We start from the raw sequence: 16,948 nt of genomic DNA on the forward strand, positions 1-16,948 counted from the left end.
TCCGCCTGGAACGATTGACCTTAATTTGATAAAGTCAAATTTCTCCACATTTGATCATTTTACGCCAGGCGGGATCGCGGTCAGCGATAAGACGCTGGATACGATGTCGAAAACTTACTTGACGCGCCCGGAGACCATTACCAAGACGCTAAACGGTTATGTTGATGATATGGTAGGATTTGTTGGTGATAAAAAAGGAAATTTTGAACTTACTTCAGAAAAAATTAATGGTAGGCAAATGCAACTTGCCATTCCTGATGAAACAACGACTGCACAAATTGACGCCATCAAGAATTCAATCGATTATGCTGGATCGAAAGGCGTAAAAATAATTATCACCAGAGTAAGGTAGAGCGATGACCTCAAGTAAATATGCGGACGTTTGTTTTAATGGTAAATTTTATAGATTCATTACTATGTCGGATGGCATGCTTTTGTATGCCGATCCTGATATGAAGCCTAAATACCTAGATCCTGATGTTGCGGATAGTGAGTTAGGATATTTGCTGCGCGTTACTTTGGCTGAGAGTAGGCAGATTAGTGTTGAGGATTTTCATAAAATATTAAATTCCCATATTGTGCAGAATCGCGAGAAGGAGAGGGGAAAATGGGAAATGAAAAATTATGGTTATAAATCAAAAAAATCTATGCTAATAGGCATGAATTCATGCAGTGTCTCGGCACTTGGTGAGAGTGATGAGATAAAAATTCAACCAATGCACCAAAAATCCTTGGATGGATATACTGCAAGAAAAGACACGGGGCCATTTCCTTTGTTTGTTCCAAAAACAGCGACGGATGCTGAGCTTGGTGCTGCCTTGCGTGAGGGGTTCAAGCGTTGCACGAGTTCTATTGGGTAGAGTTGACATGCCGCATCCCCGCATGATGTCACGTTGAATGTCGCGGAGTGTGGGTCTGTCAACCTAAATGGGCAACCAGATTTTTCATAGCGCATTCACTGAGATGGATGGGTCTGTCAAACCAACTTTGTAAGCGGTATGTATCACAGCACCTGCAGCGGCACGAACTCTCGCCAAACATTACCTTTAAGCTTTGCAGCGCCGGCTTCCAGTGATGGATCGCTTTCCAGTTCTTTGCAGGGAACGGGGTCAGGTGTAATTAATAAGTCAAGCTGACTCTGCGCTCCAGAGTCCGGCGTGGCCGCTGCAGGCCAGCTGCAGCTGAGCATGGGCGTGGGCCTCACCGCCGCCCAAGCCGCTGCACTCACCCGAGACATCGTGTGGATGGTGGAGCAGGACTACCGGGGGCAGAAGGTGCTGGTGCCGGTGGTCTACCTGGCCTCCAACTCGCTGCAGTTGCGTGGCAATGGTGCCTTGATTGCCGGCGGCAACGTCGAGCTCAACGCCAGCAATTCCATGAGCAACCAAGGCGTCATTGCCGGCGCCGACGTCAGCATCACCGCCGGCAACCTGCTCAACCAAGGGCGTATCAGCGGCACCGGCACCGTGGCATTGGAAGCGCGCAACGACCTGCTCAACCAGGGCCAGATCCAGGGCCGCGATGTCGCATTGGCCGCCGGCAACAACCTGGTCAGCGAAGCGGCCAAGGCCATCAATGGCGCGGGCATCCTGTCCGGCATCAGTGCCAGCAATACGTTGCAACTATTCGCCGGCAACGACATGACCCTGACCGGCACCCGCGTGCAGGCGAGCGGCAGTGCGGCGCTGATCGCGGGCAATAATCTCAGCCTCACGCCCAGCGCGTTGCGCAACGACAATGGCCTGCTGCGCGGTGGCGATGCTGTCACGATCACCACCGGTAAGGACCTGATCGTGTCCGCAGGCAACGACCTGCAACTGCACGGCGTCAGCATCAACGCGGGCGGCAGCGCCGCTTTGCAGGCAGGCAACAACCTCTCGCTGACTCCCACCACCGGCCTGGACGGCAAGGTCGCCACGCGCACCAACATCAGCACCGGCGACAGCCTGCAACTCACTGCAGGCAACGACCTGACCATCCGCCAGGCCGAAGTGAAGGCAGGCGGCGATCTGATTGCCGCAGCCGGCAACAACCTTAATGTCGAGTCGGTGCTCAACGACAGCGAGACCAACAGCTACAAGACCCGCAACGGCAAGACGCGCGTCACCACCACCACGACCACGCAGCCCATCGATCAGCAGGCGCTCACTGCCGGCGGCAACCTGATCCTCAGTGCCGGCAACGACGTCAACCTGGTCGCGGCCAAGCTCGATGCAGGCAAGGGCCTCGGCATCAGCGCCGGCAACGACATCAACGCCAGCACGCTGACCACGGTGGATACCAGCGATGTTCTGGAGACGCGCAAGCGCTTCAAGCAGACCACCAGCACCAGCGACGAAACCGTCCACGGCACCGAGTTCACCGCCGGCGGCAACCTCGCCATGCAGGCGGGCAACGACATCACCCTGACCGCCGCATCGGCCGCCACCAAGGACGGCGGCATCACCCTGGCTGCCGGCAACGACGTCAACCTGCTCGCCGCCAGCGAGCAGCACGACGCCGTGCAGGACATGACCAAGAAGAAGAAGGGCACGTTCAGCAGCAAGACCACGACGACGCATGACGAGTGGCACGACAACGTGGCGGTCACCACCACGCTCAGTGGCGACACGGTGCAGATCGCGGCGGGTAACGATCTGCTGTCGCAGGGTGCGCAAGTCGCGAGCACTGGCGATGTGGTGTTGGCCGCCGGCAACAACCTCACGCTGGACACGGTGCAGAACACGCACAGCGAAGAGCATGAGAAGACCGTCAAGAAGTCCGGCCTCTACGGCGGCGGCGGATTCAGCGTCGCCTTGGGCGTCACCAAGAAAACCGATGGTCTGGACGTTACCGAGGTCACCAACACCGGCAGCCTGGTCGGCAGCACCGACGGCGCGGTGACGATGACCGCCGGCAACAAGGTCGTCATCACCGGTAGCGATGTGCTGAGTGCCACCAGCACCACCATCGTGGGCAAAGAGGTCACCATTGCCGCAGCGGAACACACCGTGGACACGGTGCAAACGTCCAAGCAGCAGAGTGCAGGCATTACGTTGGGTTTGACCGGTGGGGTAGTAGCTGCGGCGGAAGCGGCCTATAGCGCGACCAAACGTGGTTCGGAGGTAGAAGACGATCGTCTAGAGGCACTCTATGCCGCCAAGGCGGGATATGCAGTCAGCGATGGCGTGGCCGAGTATCAGGCAGCTGCGGCCGCTGGCAGCAGTATGGGGGGCGTGAGTCTACGCATCGGGATCGGTGCTAGCAGTGCGTCGAGCAAGACGACTACGCATGAGGAAACCACTGGCGGTAGCCGCATCCTGAGCGACGGAAACGTCACCATCGCCGCGACCGGCGGCGACCTGAATGTCATCGGCAGCAAGATCAATGGTGAAAACGTCGCGCTCTCTGCCGCGAACGACCTGAACTTGTTGAGTAACCTGGAGACCAACACCAACAAGTCGGAGAACAAGAACGCCGGTGGCGAGATTGGTGTCAGCGTTGGTACAACGACGGGTGTGTATCTCACTGCCTATGCTGGTAAAGGCAGTGCCAAGGGCAATAGTGACGTACACGCTGAGAGCGTGGTGACCGCCAACGACAGGTTGACGTTGATCAGTGGCAATGACACCACGATCAAGGGCGCACAAGCAATCGGCAACAAAGTGCTGGCCGATGTTGGCGGTGACCTGCTGATCCAAAGTGAGCAAGACACAAGCGACTACAAGAGCAAGCAGCAACAGGCGGGCATGACGTTGGTGTGGGGCTTTAGCGGAAGCAGTGCAAGCTACAGTCAGCAGAAGGTCAATAGCAGCTACACGAGTGTCAACGAACAGAGCGGCATCCAGGCCGGCAACGGTGGATTTGATATCACTGTCGGCGGCAATACGCACCTTGTTGGAGGTGCAATCGCAAGTACAGCGGATGCGGTACTCAATCGCCTGTCCACAGACAGTTTGACGGTAGACGATCTTCAGAACGAAGCAAAGGCAAAGGCATCGAACATCGGTGTGAGCGCGGGGACCAGTGGTGCTGGGTTAGCACAATCGGCCGCAAGCGCAGGACTCAGTGCTTTAGGTGGCGCTAATAGTAATGCGATGAGTACTACTCGCAGTGACATTGCTGCTGGTGCTATTGAAATACGTAATAAGGATCTCGGTGACCTGGAAGGTCTGCAACGTAGCGCTGCAGTACTTGATGGCAACAGCGTCAAGGCGATTGATACGAACAAGTTGCAGGAACAGATCGAGCTGAGCCAGGTTGCAGGGGAAGTCGGATTCCGTGCTGCCAAGGACGTGATTGCTGCACGGCGTGACGCGGCATCAGAAGAGCTCAAGGCCGCAGCCGAAGACTATCAAGCTGCCACAACCGATGAAGAGCGTGCAGCAGCAGTGGTACGGCGTGATGCCGCTCAATCCAGTCTCAAGCAGTGGTCCGATGGCGGTAACGCCAAGATGGCAACGCAGGTACTAGCAGGCGTGTTCCAAGCGAGCCTTGGCGGGGGCAGTGCCCTCAGTGCTGCAGCTGGTGTGGCTGCCAACGAAGGTTTCCTGACCAAGCTATCAGCAAGCATCAACAAGGGCTTGGATGGCGATGGTATCGCCCACGAAGGAGCGATGAACCTGGCCAGCATTGGCCTGGGCCTGATTGCTGGCGGTCTGATGGGGGATGCCACATCGGGCGCCATCGCCGCCAATACTTCCCAGCAATACGGCTATTACGACTACCGTGATGGTAAGCGACAGCTGCTAGCCTCCGACGCTCTGCGTGAGATGGCCGGCGGTGACGAAGCTTTGCTGCAAGGCATGCGTACGCTGATCAACGAGGCAATCAAGAATGGCGCGGATCCAGCCAGCCTCGCGGCGGCGCTGACAACGCCTGGCGTTGCCAACAACATGGCGGGCATGGCGCTGGTTGAAGCATCGGCACAGAAGCAATACGGCAAGAGTTTTGGCGCGCTCGATGTAGTAGATCAGAAGTCAGTCTTGGGGCTGCTAGGTAAGGTCTATGTTGGTGGTATCCAGAGCACTGATCCTGAGAGACAAGCTCTTGTTACTACGGGAGGTGTCGAGACGCTACCGACGGTAGAGGTAGTCGGTAAATCGTCCGGTGGGCTCCTGCACGCTGGTCAGCTTGTCAGCGGAGTCATCGAGAGTGGTGGTCGCGGCGTTGAGAAGGCAAGCAACTGGCTGGGTCAAGACACGGCATTGGCGCTTGCTTACGTCGCAATGGCGGCTGCTGGCGGCCCGGTCAAGACCGTTGCGAGTACGCTGTTTGAAAACTCTGCGCCTGGCGAGTTCTTGCAGAACAAGAAACAGCAGTATCTGGTTGATCCGTTTGGAAATTTTATTGGTACTTATGGCCTAGGAGCCCAGAACGAGCAGCAGCTTCAATCGGTACGGCCTGCCACAAGTATGATGGCAGGGATGGGCGTCGACTCGATGGCGTCCGTTATTGGCGTCATCAGTACGGGTAAGGCAGCCAATAGTCTTCTTGAGAGTTCGCAGGGCATTGGAAAGAAAATTGATGACGCCGAAGGTAAGATTGTTTGGGTTGATGAAAAAGCGTCGATGAGTTCCAAGGCGCGCGATTATAATGACTCTGCCCCAGGTGCGCGATCAAACGTGGAAACCCAAGCATCGCAAGCGCCTTCAATCACGAGGACCATGCCAGATGGAACGGAACGGCCTGTCAAGTTCGACGGTGTTGACGCAGATGTGTTGGTGGATCGTAAAATATCAGTGGTTACCACGCCAAAGGCGAAAGATCAGGCGTTACGTCAATCTCAAGCTTTGTCAGAACAGGGTTTAACCGGTCGATGGGAAGTGCCCACACAGGCACAGGCTAATCGTGCAAAGAAAATGTTCGAAGAGCTTGGTATTAACAACATAACTGTAGAGGTGGTTAAGCCATGAGAGAAGCTAATAAAACTTTTGCCAAAGTTATAGCTAATTTTTGTAATTTTCTAGAGTTTTCTGATGCTAAAGTTGTCGATCAAGATGCGGCTGTTCAGATGATGGAGCAGTTGGCCTTCGAGCTGCAGGAACTTCCTGATGTCGAAAGGGCTCTGCTGTGTTCTGATTTGGTTTCGGAATCTTTAAATTATGAGGGTGAGGTTGCCGATTTTGTGAAAAATATTCCAAGTTCACTTGGTTTGAATGAATAAAAGAACGGGGTCAGATTCTTAGGTATCCCCACGTTTTTACGGTATCAGCGTCATCTGCTCACGCACTGTGTCGGGCAGTGTGCGTAAGCGTTCTAGCCAGCGTGAGACAGGTTCCATCGCCCAGCGTCTGACCAACGCCTCGCGGCCGACGCGCAGTGTCGAGTAGAGCTTGCGTGTGCTGTTGCGTGGCGGCAGCCACTGGGCGATGCCGGTGGCTTCGCAGCCCAGTCCTGCCAGCCAGCTGGCGAATGATACGCCCAGGGTTTTCTAGACATCTCATGGCCATGGAAAATGGTCGATTCGGAGGTGTCTATGAGCAGCAAGCGGTATACGGATGAGTTCAAGATCGAGGCGGTCCGGCAAGTGACTGATCGTGGGTTCAAGGTGGCAGAAGTCGCCGAGCGGCTGGGTGTCACGACGCACAGCCTGTACGCCTGGTTGCGCAAGTTCGGCAAGCCCGGCGTGGTACAGCGCGCCGAGGTGGACCAGAGCGCCGAGGTTCGGCGCCTGAAGGCCGAGTTGCGTCGAGTGACCGAGGAGCGCGACATCCTAAAAAAGGCCGCCGCGTACTTTGCCAAGGGGTAAAGGCAAAGTACGCCTTCATGCAAGCCCACTGCGGGGAGTTCAGGATGTGTGCGATGTGCCGGGTGTTGCGGGTGAACCGGGCTGGATACTACGCGTGGCTAAAGGCGCCCGACAGTGAGCGTGCCAAGGAAGATGATCGGTTGCTTGGACTAATCAAGCACCACTGGCTGGCCAGCGGCAGTGTGTATGGGCATCGCAAGATCGCCAAGGACCTACGCGATCTGGGTGAGCGTTGCAGTCGCCATCGTGTGCATCGATTGATGCGCGCCGCGGGATTGCGTGCCCAGGTAGGCTATGGTCGCAAACCGCGCTTCCATGGCGGAATGCCGTGCAAGGCGGCGGCCAACCTGCTGGACCGACAGTTCGACGTGACTGAGCCGGACATGGCCTGGGCGAGTGATTTCACCTTCATTCGCACGCACGAAGGCTGGATGTACCTGGCTGTGGTGATCGATCTGTTTTCCAGGCAGGTCGTCGGCTGGGCGATGCGCGATCGGGCCGACACCGAGTTGGTCGTGCAGGCCTTGTTGTCTGCGGTGTGGCGGCGCAAACCCAACGCTGGTTGCCTGGTTCACTCGGACCAAGGGTCTGTCTACACCAGCGATGACTGGCAGAGTTTCCTGGCGTCCCATGGCTTGGTGTGCAGCATGAGTCGGCGTGGCAACTGCCACGACAACGCACCCGTGGAGAGCTTCTTCGGCCTGCTCAAACGCGAGCGGATCAGGCGACGGATTTATCCCACTAAGGACGCCGCACGCGCCGAGGTATTCGACTACATCGAGATGTTCTACAACCCCAACCGCCGCCACGGTTCAACTGGTGACCTGTCCCCTGTAGAGTTTGAACGGCGCTACGCGCAACGAGGGTCTTGAGTGTCTACGGAACTCTGGGCGTATCAAACAGCGGTGGATATGTAACGCTTGATGGGGGAAGGGTTGACGTAAAGGCGCCACCTAATTATGACGCAATTCCGCTGCATCACCTGTGCACTGATAAGTGTACTTCTGACTCGAACGGAAAAATAGCTTGGACATTGGAGTTTCAAAGATTTTTTGACGGCTCTGGTCTTGATATAAGTCGGGCTACTGAAAATTTGGTGGCTGTTCCAGGACATAGGGGGCCTCATCCTGAGCAGTACCATAAATACGTATACGGAACTCTCAATAGAGCCACAATGGGCTTGACTCCTAATACTCCAGAATACAAGATGGCTGTGACTCAGGCGCTTAATAGGATTAAGGTGGAGGCTGTAACGAGGGGGAGTGAAGTTAATAAGTGGTTAACAGGAGGGTGATGTGAGGTATTACTTAATGTGGCAGGACGTATCGATAAAAGGAAAGTGGATTCTTGATGATGTTGGCTATGTTAATAACTGGAATTTCATTGATCCGCCTGTCAATTTCATGGAGCCAGGTGGTTATTCATTGAGGGTGAGGTTTGATGGCATTGAAGTTGATTATTCATTGGCTGGATATGCAAGTGTCCCTGTTTTAAGTAAGAAGGCTGTTGGTTCGTTAATTGGTTTGCCGGAAGTTGATGAGCCATACCAAAATGTTGTGTTTGCGCCATTGGAAATTAAGAAAAAAAATTTGAAGCAAAATTATTTTGCTATGATAATCGAAACTCAAATTGATTGCGTGGATGAAGGAAATTCTGAATTTTCAGTTTTTGACGAGGATGATCCAGTTCGCCCAGATCTTGCAGGGACATATCGAAATTTCTTTAATCTTGTTATAGATACGTCCAAGGTGGGCGAAAAACATATATTTAGGCTGAAAAAATATTTGGGGGCGATAATCGTTAGTGAGGAGGTGAAGCGGCGATTTGAGGACGCAGGGATAACAGGGGTAGTTTTTGATTTATTGAATAGTTCAGGAAAAGTTGTTGCTTAAGTGGGTTGTAAATATCGCATGGGCTTGCTTCTTTGTTGTAAGTGATTTGGGTGGTGTAAAATAAAAAAGGTTCCGGGCAAATATCAAGAATAAAAATTTCAGAGCGAATGTCGGTCTGAATATCCGCAGCCAATAGTCAGCAACGGCCCCGGCCGTCGTTACCTGATCGAGACCGACCCGCACTTCGTCAACTACAACTTCATCAGCAGCGATTTCCTGCTCGACAAGCTGGGCGTGGATCCGGAGTGGACCCAGACTCGCCTGGGCGATGGCTTCTACGAACAGCGTTTGGTACTTGATCAGATCACCCAGCTCACCGGCCGCCGTTACCTGGGCAACTACGCCGACGGCGTGGCGCAGTACCGCGCCTTGCTGGAGTCCGGCGTGGCCGCCGCAGGCCAGTTGCAGCTGAGCATGGGCGTTGGCCTGACTGCCGCCCAGGCCACTGCACTCACGCAAGACATCGTGTGGATGGTGGAGCAGGACTACCAGGGCCAGAAGGTGCTGGTGCCGGTGGTGTATCTGGCCTCCAACTCGCTGCAGCTGCGTGGCAATGGCGCCTTGATCGCCGGCGGTAACGTCGAGCTCAACGCCAGCAATTCCATGAGCAACCAAGGCGTCATCGCCGGCGCCGACGTCAGCATCACCGCCGGCAATCTGCTCAACCAGGGCCGCATCAGCGGTATTGGCAGCGTGGCGCTGGAAGCCCACAACGACCTGCTCAATCAAGGCCAAATCCAGGGCTGCGACGTGGCACTGCTGGCAGGCAACAACCTCGTCAGCGGAGCGGCCAATTCCATCAATGGCACGCATCTTGTCGGGAAAACATGGATTTGGAGTAAAGTGGAAAGTAAGGCTCGTTTAGTCAAGCTAAAAAAGTAAGGTTAGTTTGGTTAAGGTAAAGAGGAATGGCGGTGGATAAAAAATACGAGTTCATATTTTCATCTGGAACTCCTGGGGTGCGTTCTGTATGTACTGAAGATCCTGCATGGGAGAGGGTTGTTGCGGGAATTGATTCAGTTTTCGTAGAAGGTGGACGTGCCTCTCTGATTATTCAAGGATCAGATGGGCCTATTCGCGCTATAATTATGGAGGGTGCTAAAGGAGTATGCCGACTATTGCTAAAAATGAACTCGGATGACCCGAGGTTCGAGATTTTGAAGTGGTGGGATGAGAGTGGATGTGATTTTAAAATTGGGCCTATAATCTACCTCGATCAGAAATGGGATCCGAGAGGTTGGATGGTTGATGCTGAAGTTGCGAAAAAGTTAATGAAGGATTTTTTTGATAAAGGTAGGTTGGATAGTCTTTTGAATTTTAAATCTCCTTGGGATGTTGAATTTTCATTTAAAGATTAGACTGAATCGCTCAATCGCTGGTTGCAAGATCTGCGACTAGTCGGTTGGGAAAAGAACGGGGTCAGGGGCAATTAATAGACCAACCTGACCTTGAGGTTTCCCACGTTTAGTACATCGATTCACCTGCGCGCTTATAACTTCCGGCTTTGTAAACAAGCGTTCCAACCAGCATGAGACAGCTTGCGTCGGGCAATGTCTGATCAGCGCTTCGCGCTATGCGAAAGGTTGACGGAGCCGTTCGACTCGTAGCGGTATTAATGATTTCATCATTGCAGGGCTCCGATAAGGGCGCCCACGAAGCCGATGGAGGACCGCGCAAGACACCAGTGCGGCTACTTGACGCTCTAAGCAGCGATTAGCCGCCCCTCTTACGCGTCGCTTGCACAAGTGGTCTGCCACGCTAGTTGCTGTTGATCTCAACCCATCACGGTCATGACGCAGGACATCTCGAAAAAATCACAATGGTTTGGACTATTGGGCTGGCTGGCGCTGTGTTACGCCGTCGCCGGATTGGGCGCGTTGGCGTCGATCCAGGCGGCCAGCTTCTATGCCGAGTTGCAGCGTCCAGCATGGGCGCCGCCGGGGTGGTTGTTCGGGCCGGTATGGACTGCGCTTTACGGGATGATGGCGGTGGCGGTCTGGTTGGTATGGCGGCGCGGGGGCTGGGCCGGGGCGCGTTCGGTGTTGGGCTTGTTCCTCGTGCAGTTGGCGCTCAATGGGCTGTGGAGCTGGTTGTTCTTTGCGTGGCACATGGGGGCATGGGCCTTCGCTGATATCGTGTTGCTGTGGTTGACGCTTGCGGCAACGATCGGCGTATTCGCGAAGCGGAACTCGGTGGCCGCGTGGTTGTTGGTGCCCTACTTGGCGTGGGTGAGCTTTGCGGCCGCGCTCAACTATTCGGTGTGGCAACTCAATCCTCAGGTGCTTGGCTGATCTCTGTGCTGACCATGCTGATTTGCACCGGCTGACGCAGCAATGGGGAAGGCCTGTCACTTGATGCGAAGTGACCTGTTGTTGGACACGCAGTGCCACCGGCAGCAATCCGATGCAATCGCGCGTAAGCGATCCGTCAGCTGCATCGCATTGGCCGGTTCGCACGACAGCATCCATCCATGTTCGAAACCTGCGCAGTGCCGCCTGCTGAGGCGGCTCGAAAAGTTTCCATAGCAATCAATTGCTTGCGAGCGCGTTGCTTAAATCTTTGAGCCGCAAGGTTTTCTGCTCAGGGCTGTGGCAGCAGGCGTACGCCCATTGACGCACTGCTTGACAGGCCTCGGCCTGGTGATGTCTTTTGCAGGCATGGGTAATGCCTCCGCCAATGTTTCGCTTCTCTGCCAGCCGCTGTTGTGGGCAGGCACGGGCGTGGCCGGTATTACCACCACCATTACCACCGTCACCATTTGCCCGGTGCGGTCCGTCGTCTTCGCGTAACTTCCGAAAACAACGGCCCCGCACCCGGATCAGGATGCGGGGGCCTCCCTCTCACCTGAAGCGGACGGGGCCTCCCTAACGAGGTCTGTCGATGTCATCGCTTGCTGTTTCGCTCGACCCTGCCGCCGCGCCGGCGTCATCCCACCGCACCGTGGTGCACAAGTTCGGCGGCACCTCCGTGGCCGATGCCGAGCGGTATCGGCATGTGGCGCAGTTGTTGCTCGCCCGCGACGAGACGGTGCAGGTCACCGTGGTCTCGGCGATGAAGGGCGTCACCGATGCCTTGATCGAGCTTGCCGAACTGGCCGCAAAAGATCGCCCCGAATGGCGCGAGCGCTGGCACGAAACCCGTGCGCGCCATCGTGGTGCGGCGGTGGCGTTGCTCGGCGAGCATTCCGGGCCGACGGTGGAATGGCTGGACGAGCGCTTCGAGCATCTGTCGCAGATCCTTGGTGCGCTTGCGGTGATCGGCGAGTTGCCACGCGAGGTGCTGGACCGCGTGCAAGGCCTGGGCGAGGTGTATTCGGCGCAATTGCTGGGCGACCACTTCCGCGCCATCGGCGAAGACTGCGCGGTGCTGGACGCGCGCGACGTGCTGGTGGTCAATCGCGGCGAACTGGGCGTGGATGTCGATTGGGACGTCAGTACGCAGCGCCTTGCCACGTGGCGGCAGGCGCATCCGCAAACGCGGGTGGTGGTGACCGGGTTTGTGGCGCGCGATCGTGCCGACCGTATCACCACGCTGGGGCGTAACGGCAGCGATTACTCGGGTGCAATCTTTGCGGCGCTGTTCAATGCCGATGAGCTGCATATCTGGACCGACGTAGATGGCGTGCTCTCGGCTGATCCGCGCGTGGTACCCGAAGCAGTGCAACTGGAAACCCTGAGCTACGACGAGGCCTGCGAGCTGGCCTATTTCGGTGCGAAGGTAGTGCACCCGCAGACGATGTCGCCGGCCATCGAGCGCGGCTTGCCGATCATCATCCGCAACACCTTCCAGCCCGAACATCCGGGCACGCGCATCACCGCCAGCAGCGCGGTGAGCGGGCCGATCAAGGGGCTGACGCTCAGCCCGGATCTGGCGGTGCTCAATCTGGAAGGCACCGGCCTGATCGGTGTGCCGGGCACGGCCGAGCGCGTGTTTGCAGCGCTGCGCACGGCGCAGGTCTCGGTGGTGATGATCTCGCAAGGCTCCTCGGAGCATTCGATCTGTTGCGTGGTCAAGCAGCACGAGTCCGAGCGTGCTCGTAATGCCTTGCTGCAAGCCTTCGCGCACGAACTCACGGTCGGCCAGGTGCAGCGCGTGCAGCTGACCACCGGCATCAGCGTGCTGGCGGCGGTGGGCGATGGCATGGCCGGGCAGCCGGGCGTTGCGGCGCGCCTGTTTGAATCGTTGGGGCGCGCGCAGGTCAATATCCTGGCGATTGCGCAGGGCTCCTCGGAACGCAATATCTCGGTAGCCATCGATGCGGCGCATGCGACCAAGGCCTTGCGCGCGGCGCACGCCGGTTTCTGGCTGTCGCCGCAGACCTTTTCGGTGGGCGTGATCGGGCCCGGCAATGTCGGCGCTGCGTTGCTGGATCAGCTGCGCATCGCGCAACCGCAGTTGCTGGGCAAAGCCAACCTGGATCTACGCCTGCGCGCCGTGGTCTCGCGCGGGCGCATGCTGCTGGATGAACGCGGACTGGTCGGCGACTGGCGCGATGCGTTTGCATCGGCCGCTACGCCAACCGACCTGGAGCGCTTCACCACGCATCTGCTGTCCGCACATTTGCCGCACACGGTGATCATCGATTGCAGCGGCAGCGCTGAAGTGGCCGATCGCTACGCGGGTTGGCTGGCGGCCGGCATCCATGTGGTGACGCCGAACAAACAGGCCGGTTCCGGCCCGCTGGCGCGCTACGAGGCGATCCGCGCAGCGGCCGATGCCAGCGGTGCGCGCTTCCGTTACGAGGCGACCGTCGGCGCCGGTTTGCCGGTGATCACCACGCTGCGCGATCTGGTCGACACCGGCGATGCGGTGACCTCGATCGAAGGCATCTTCTCCGGCACGCTGGCCTGGCTGTTCAACAAATACGACGGCAGCGTGCCGTTCGCCGAACTGGTGACGCAGGCGCGCGGCATGGGCTATACCGAACCTGATCCGCGCGATGATCTGTCCGGCGTGGATGTGGCACGCAAGCTGGTGATCCTGGCGCGCGAAGCAGGGCGTGCGATCAGCCTGGAAGACGTGCAGGTCGAAAGCCTGGTGCCGGAAGCACTGCGCCAGGCCAGTGTGGATGATTTCATCGCGCGCCTGCCCGAGGTGGATGCGGCCTTTGCGCAGCGTCTGGCCGATGCGCGTGCACGCGGCAACGTGCTGCGCTATGTGGCGCAGCTGCCGCCCGACCGCGCGCCCAGCGTGGGCCTGGTCGAGCTGCCGGCCGATCACGCATTCGCCAACTTGCGTCTGACCGACAACGTGGTGCAGTTCACCACGCGCCGTTATTGCGAGAACCCGTTGGTGGTGCAGGGGCCGGGTGCCGGGCCGGAAGTGACCGCAGCCGGCGTGTTCGCCGATCTGCTGCGCGTGGCGGCGGGCGAGGGCGCGCGGCTGTGACGCAGGCAGTTGTCGGCCAGACCGGCCTGAGCCAAGCAACGTCGGCGCGTGCGCACAACAGTGATCGCGCTTCTGTCGGCAAGCACGGGCTGCACGAAGCGCGCGCCTTCGCGCCGGCATCGGTTGCGAACGTGGCGGTGGGATTCGACCTGCTCGGTTACCCGATCGATGGCGTCGGCGACACCGTCACCGTGCGCCGCATCGAACAACCCACAGTACGCATCGCGGCGATTCGCGGCACGACCGTGGCGCTGCCGCTCGACGCCGAACGCAATACCGCAGGCGCTGCGTTGATGTCGCTGCGCGCCGCATTGCAGCTGCCTTACGGGTTTGAAATCGAGATCGACAAGGGCATTGCGCTGAGCTCGGGCATGGGCGGCTCTGCTGCGTCGTGCGTGGCGGCGTTGGTCGCGGCAAACGCGCTGCTGGCCTCGCCGCTGGACCACCACCAGCTCTACCAGTACGCGCTCGATGGCGAAGCGGTGGCCAGCGGTAGCCGCCACGGCGACAACCTGGGGCCGCTGTTTTTAGGCGGACTGGTGCTGTGCACGCTGGAACGCCTGGTGCCGATCGCGGTACCGGCAGCCTGGCATAGCTTGCTGGTGCATCCGGACGCAGTGCTGGAAACGCGGCGCGCGCGCGAAGCCCTGGCCGGCGCGTATCAGCTGCGCGAGTTCGTCGCACAGAGCACCAACCTGGCCCTAGTGCTGGCCGGTTGCCATGCCGGCGACGCGAGCCTGGTGCGCGCCGGCCTGCGCGATGTGCTGATCGAGCCGCGTCGCGCACCCTTGATTGCCGGCTTCGCGCAGGCCAAGCAGGCAGCGCTGGAGTGCGACGCGTTGGGTGCCAGCATTTCCGGCGCCGGGCCAAGCGTATTTGCCTGGTTCGAATCGCGCGCCGCTGCAGACGCTGCAGCACCGGCAGTGCAGGCCGGGTTTGCTGCCGCCGGTTTCGATAGCCAGGCGTGGGTATCGCCAATCGCTAGCCCTGCGGCGCGGTTGCTCGGATGAATCAGCACGCCCGCAATGACAACATGCCGCAGGTAGCGCGCAACAGGTCTGACATGCGGCTCGTGATCTGCGACTTAGTCGACCACCACTTCGCTGATCTGCGTCACCGGCGTAAGATCGGTGTAGTTGGCGATATCGCCGAGGATCTCGGCCGCATGCGGGCCAAAGCTGGCGTTGAAGGTCTCCACCGAGTCGCAATAGATGTGGCACATGCCGATGAAGGCCGGGGGGCTGCCGGCTTCGCCACCGCTGATGCCTTTGTCCACGGTGTATTTCAGACAGGCCGCGCCCATGCGCGCGCTCACCAGCGGCATGTGCTGGTCGCGGTAGTAGGCGTGGTCGAAGCGCGCGCCTTCGCGGTAGGGGTACATCACGCTGACCTTGATCATCTGCCGGCTCCACGGAAAGGTGCGCGCAGCATAGCGCCGCGCCCGCGGGGGCGGATGACGCCCAGGACACGCACCCGCACTGCGCCACTCCCGCGTCTTTCCTCATCTCTGTTGTCGCCGGGCAGCGCCCGGTCTCCCTTTTGCCTGGAGTCACGCTGATGTTCATTTCCACCCGTGGCGGCGCGCCTGCCGCAAGCCTGAGCCAGGCCATCGCTGCCGGGCTGGCGCCCGATGGCGGCCTGTATGTGCCGCAGTCGCTGCCGCCGGCGCGCACGCTGACGGCGGGCGTCGACTTGGCGACCACTGCCAGCACGCTGCTGCAGCCGTTTTTCGAAGGCGATGCACTGGCGGCGGAACTGCCAGCCATCTGCGCCGAGGCGTTCGATTTCCCTGCGCCGTTGGTGCCGTTGGCCACGCCCGGCGATTACGCGCTGGAGCTGTTCCATGGGCCGACCGCCGCGTTCAAGGATTTCGGGGCACGCTTTCTGGCCGCCTGCCTGACCCGCCTGCGCCGGCACGAAGATCGTCCGCTCACCATCCTGGTGGCCACCTCCGGCGACACCGGCGCGGCGGTGGCGGCGGCCTTTCATCGGCAGCCGGGCCTGCGCGTGGTGGTGCTGTACCCGGATGGCCGGGTGTCGCCGCGGCAGGCGCATCAGCTGGGCTGCTTTGGCGACAACATCCAGGCCCTGCGCGTGGCCGGCTCGTTCGACGATTGCCAGGCGATGGTCAAGCAGGCCTTGAACGATGCGTCGCTGCAGGCGCAGGTGCCGCTGAGTTCGGCCAACAGCATCAGCCTGGGCCGGCTGCTGCCGCAGATGAGCTACTACGCGCATGCGGCCCTGCAGCACCATGCGGCCTCTGGTGGCGCGCTGAATCTGGTGGTGCCCACCGGCAACCTGGGTAACGGGCTGGCCGCGATCCTGGCGCGTGCGCTCGGGGTACCGTTGGGCACGATCGCGCTGGCGTCCAACGCCAACCACGTGCTGCCGGACTACTTCGCCGGCGACGACTACGCTCCGCAGCCCAGCGTGGCGACCCTGGCCAATGCCATGGACGTAGGAGCGCCGAGCAACTTCGAGCGCCTGCGCTGGCTGTATCGCGGCGACGACACCGCGCTACGCGAGGCGTTCCGTGCCCTGTCGGTGGACGATGCGGCCATCCGCCACACCATCCAGCAACGCTACGCGCGCTACGGCGAGGTGCATTGCCCCCATACCGCCACTGCGGTGCATGTGCTGGAGCAATTGCGCGCGGAGGGCGCCGAGGGCGTGACGGGCGACTGGGCCGTGGCTGCCACGGCGCACCCGGCCAAGTTCGAGGCCGTGGTGGAGCCGCTGATCGGCCGTGGGGTCGAGGTGCCGCCGGCGCTGGCGGCGCTGCTGCAACGCCCGGCGCATGCCGAGGCGCTGCCGCCGGACTACGCGGCGTTCCGGCAGCGCCTGCTTGCGGACGTGGCCTGAGCCGAACGCGTTCAGCCGGCCGGGGTTGGAAAGTGCCGCGCTTGGGGCTATTTGTAGCGGGTGCGGCCCCGGCGTG

General features: G+C 59.2%; 11 protein-coding genes and 4 pseudogenes. 13 read left to right on the forward strand and 2 right to left on the reverse strand.

Annotated elements, in window-relative coordinates; genetic code table 11:
- Positions 1-22 precede the first annotated feature (22 nt).
- From ACCQ12_RS09030 to ACCQ12_RS09045, 4 genes and pseudogenes are all read left to right on the forward strand, one after another.
- Positions 23-352: pseudogene (locus ACCQ12_RS09030) on the forward strand (endonuclease toxin domain-containing protein); the annotation flags it as partial.
- 4 nt (positions 353-356) lie between these two features.
- Positions 357-860, forward strand: a complete 504-nt coding sequence (locus ACCQ12_RS09035; protein ID WP_372383420.1) for a contact-dependent growth inhibition system immunity protein — start codon at positions 357-359, stop codon at positions 858-860.
- Positions 861-1,148: 288 nt separating this feature from the next.
- Positions 1,149-5,894, forward strand: a pseudogene (locus ACCQ12_RS09040) (hemagglutinin repeat-containing protein); the annotation flags it as partial.
- Entirely contained in the window at positions 5,891-6,145 is a 255-nt protein-coding gene (locus ACCQ12_RS09045) for a hypothetical protein (protein WP_184370467.1), read from the forward strand. The pseudogene ACCQ12_RS09040 and the gene ACCQ12_RS09045, both read left to right, overlap by 4 nt.
- 36 nt (positions 6,146-6,181) lie before the next feature.
- On the opposite strand, the pseudogene ACCQ12_RS09050 reads toward ACCQ12_RS09045, so the two are convergent.
- A pseudogene (locus ACCQ12_RS09050) lies at positions 6,182-6,397 on the reverse strand (IS4 family transposase); the annotation flags it as partial.
- 60 nt (positions 6,398-6,457) lie between these two features.
- Between ACCQ12_RS09050 and ACCQ12_RS09055 the strand changes: the two are divergent.
- From ACCQ12_RS09055 to ACCQ12_RS09090, 8 genes and pseudogenes are all read left to right on the forward strand, one after another.
- Positions 6,458-7,602 (forward strand): IS3 family transposase gene (locus tag ACCQ12_RS09055; protein WP_372383421.1). Its coding sequence is split into 2 segments (ribosomal slippage): positions 6,458-6,695 and positions 6,695-7,602, totalling 1,146 coding nucleotides; the frame shifts between segments, so codons are not numbered across the junction.
- On the forward strand, positions 7,599-8,024 hold the full coding sequence (locus tag ACCQ12_RS09060; protein ID WP_372383422.1) for an AHH domain-containing protein: 426 nt from the start codon (positions 7,599-7,601) through the stop codon (positions 8,022-8,024). Before ACCQ12_RS09055 ends, ACCQ12_RS09060 begins: the two co-directional genes overlap by 4 nt.
- A 16-nt stretch (positions 8,025-8,040) precedes the next feature.
- Positions 8,041-8,622 (forward strand): imm11 family protein, encoded by a 582-nt coding sequence (locus ACCQ12_RS09065; RefSeq protein WP_372383423.1) that lies wholly within the window; start codon positions 8,041-8,043, stop codon positions 8,620-8,622.
- A gap of 138 nt (positions 8,623-8,760) precedes the next feature.
- Positions 8,761-9,441 (forward strand): annotated as a pseudogene (locus tag ACCQ12_RS09070) (hemagglutinin repeat-containing protein); the annotation flags it as partial.
- An 89-nt stretch (positions 9,442-9,530) separates the two neighbouring features.
- Positions 9,531-9,980, forward strand: coding sequence for a hypothetical protein (locus ACCQ12_RS09075; protein WP_372383424.1), 450 nt, complete (start codon positions 9,531-9,533; stop codon positions 9,978-9,980).
- 432 nt (positions 9,981-10,412) lie between these two features.
- Positions 10,413-10,913, forward strand: a complete 501-nt coding sequence (locus tag ACCQ12_RS09080) for a TspO/MBR family protein (RefSeq protein ID WP_184370476.1) — start codon at positions 10,413-10,415, stop codon at positions 10,911-10,913.
- A gap of 589 nt (positions 10,914-11,502) precedes the next feature.
- Positions 11,503-14,010 carry a bifunctional aspartate kinase/homoserine dehydrogenase I gene (gene thrA, locus ACCQ12_RS09085; RefSeq protein WP_372383425.1) on the forward strand — a complete coding sequence of 836 codons (2,508 nt, stop codon included), beginning with the start codon at positions 11,503-11,505 and terminating at the stop codon, positions 14,008-14,010.
- Positions 14,011-14,036: 26 nt separating this feature from the next.
- Positions 14,037-15,020, forward strand: a complete 984-nt coding sequence (locus ACCQ12_RS09090) for a homoserine kinase (RefSeq protein WP_372383585.1) — start codon at positions 14,037-14,039, stop codon at positions 15,018-15,020.
- A 74-nt stretch (positions 15,021-15,094) separates the two neighbouring features.
- On the opposite strand, the gene ACCQ12_RS09095 is transcribed toward ACCQ12_RS09090, so the two are convergent.
- Positions 15,095-15,409, reverse strand: coding sequence for an EthD family reductase (locus ACCQ12_RS09095; RefSeq protein ID WP_104581407.1), 315 nt, complete (start codon positions 15,407-15,409; stop codon positions 15,095-15,097).
- Positions 15,410-15,567: 158 nt separating this feature from the next.
- Here ACCQ12_RS09095 and thrC point away from each other — a divergent pair, with 158 nt between their 5' ends.
- Complete coding sequence (thrC, locus tag ACCQ12_RS09100; protein WP_372383426.1) at positions 15,568-16,872, forward strand: threonine synthase; 1,305 nt, start codon at positions 15,568-15,570, stop codon at positions 16,870-16,872.
- Positions 16,873-16,948 lie beyond the last annotated feature (76 nt).

Origin of the sequence: Xanthomonas sp. NCPPB 1068, from assembly GCF_041479385.2 — a bacterium.
In the GTDB taxonomy this organism is placed as follows: Bacteria; Pseudomonadota; Gammaproteobacteria; order Xanthomonadales; family Xanthomonadaceae; genus Xanthomonas; species Xanthomonas cannabis.

Coding starts and splice junctions, on each gene's coding strand:
- ACCQ12_RS09035 (WP_372383420.1), top strand. CDS start 357: ATGACCTCAAGTAAATATGCGGACGTTTGTTTTAATGGTAAATTTTAT.
- ACCQ12_RS09045 (WP_184370467.1), top strand. CDS start 5,891: ATGAGAGAAGCTAATAAAACTTTTGCCAAAGTTATAGCTAATTTTTGT.
- ACCQ12_RS09065 (WP_372383423.1), top strand. CDS start 8,041: ATGTGGCAGGACGTATCGATAAAAGGAAAGTGGATTCTTGATGATGTT.
- ACCQ12_RS09075 (WP_372383424.1), top strand. CDS start 9,531: ATGGCGGTGGATAAAAAATACGAGTTCATATTTTCATCTGGAACTCCT.
- ACCQ12_RS09080 (WP_184370476.1), top strand. CDS start 10,413: ATGACGCAGGACATCTCGAAAAAATCACAATGGTTTGGACTATTGGGC.
- thrA (WP_372383425.1), top strand. CDS start 11,503: ATGTCATCGCTTGCTGTTTCGCTCGACCCTGCCGCCGCGCCGGCGTCA.
- ACCQ12_RS09095 (WP_104581407.1), bottom strand. CDS start 15,409: ATGATCAAGGTCAGCGTGATGTACCCCTACCGCGAAGGCGCGCGCTTC.
- thrC (WP_372383426.1), top strand. CDS start 15,568: ATGTTCATTTCCACCCGTGGCGGCGCGCCTGCCGCAAGCCTGAGCCAG.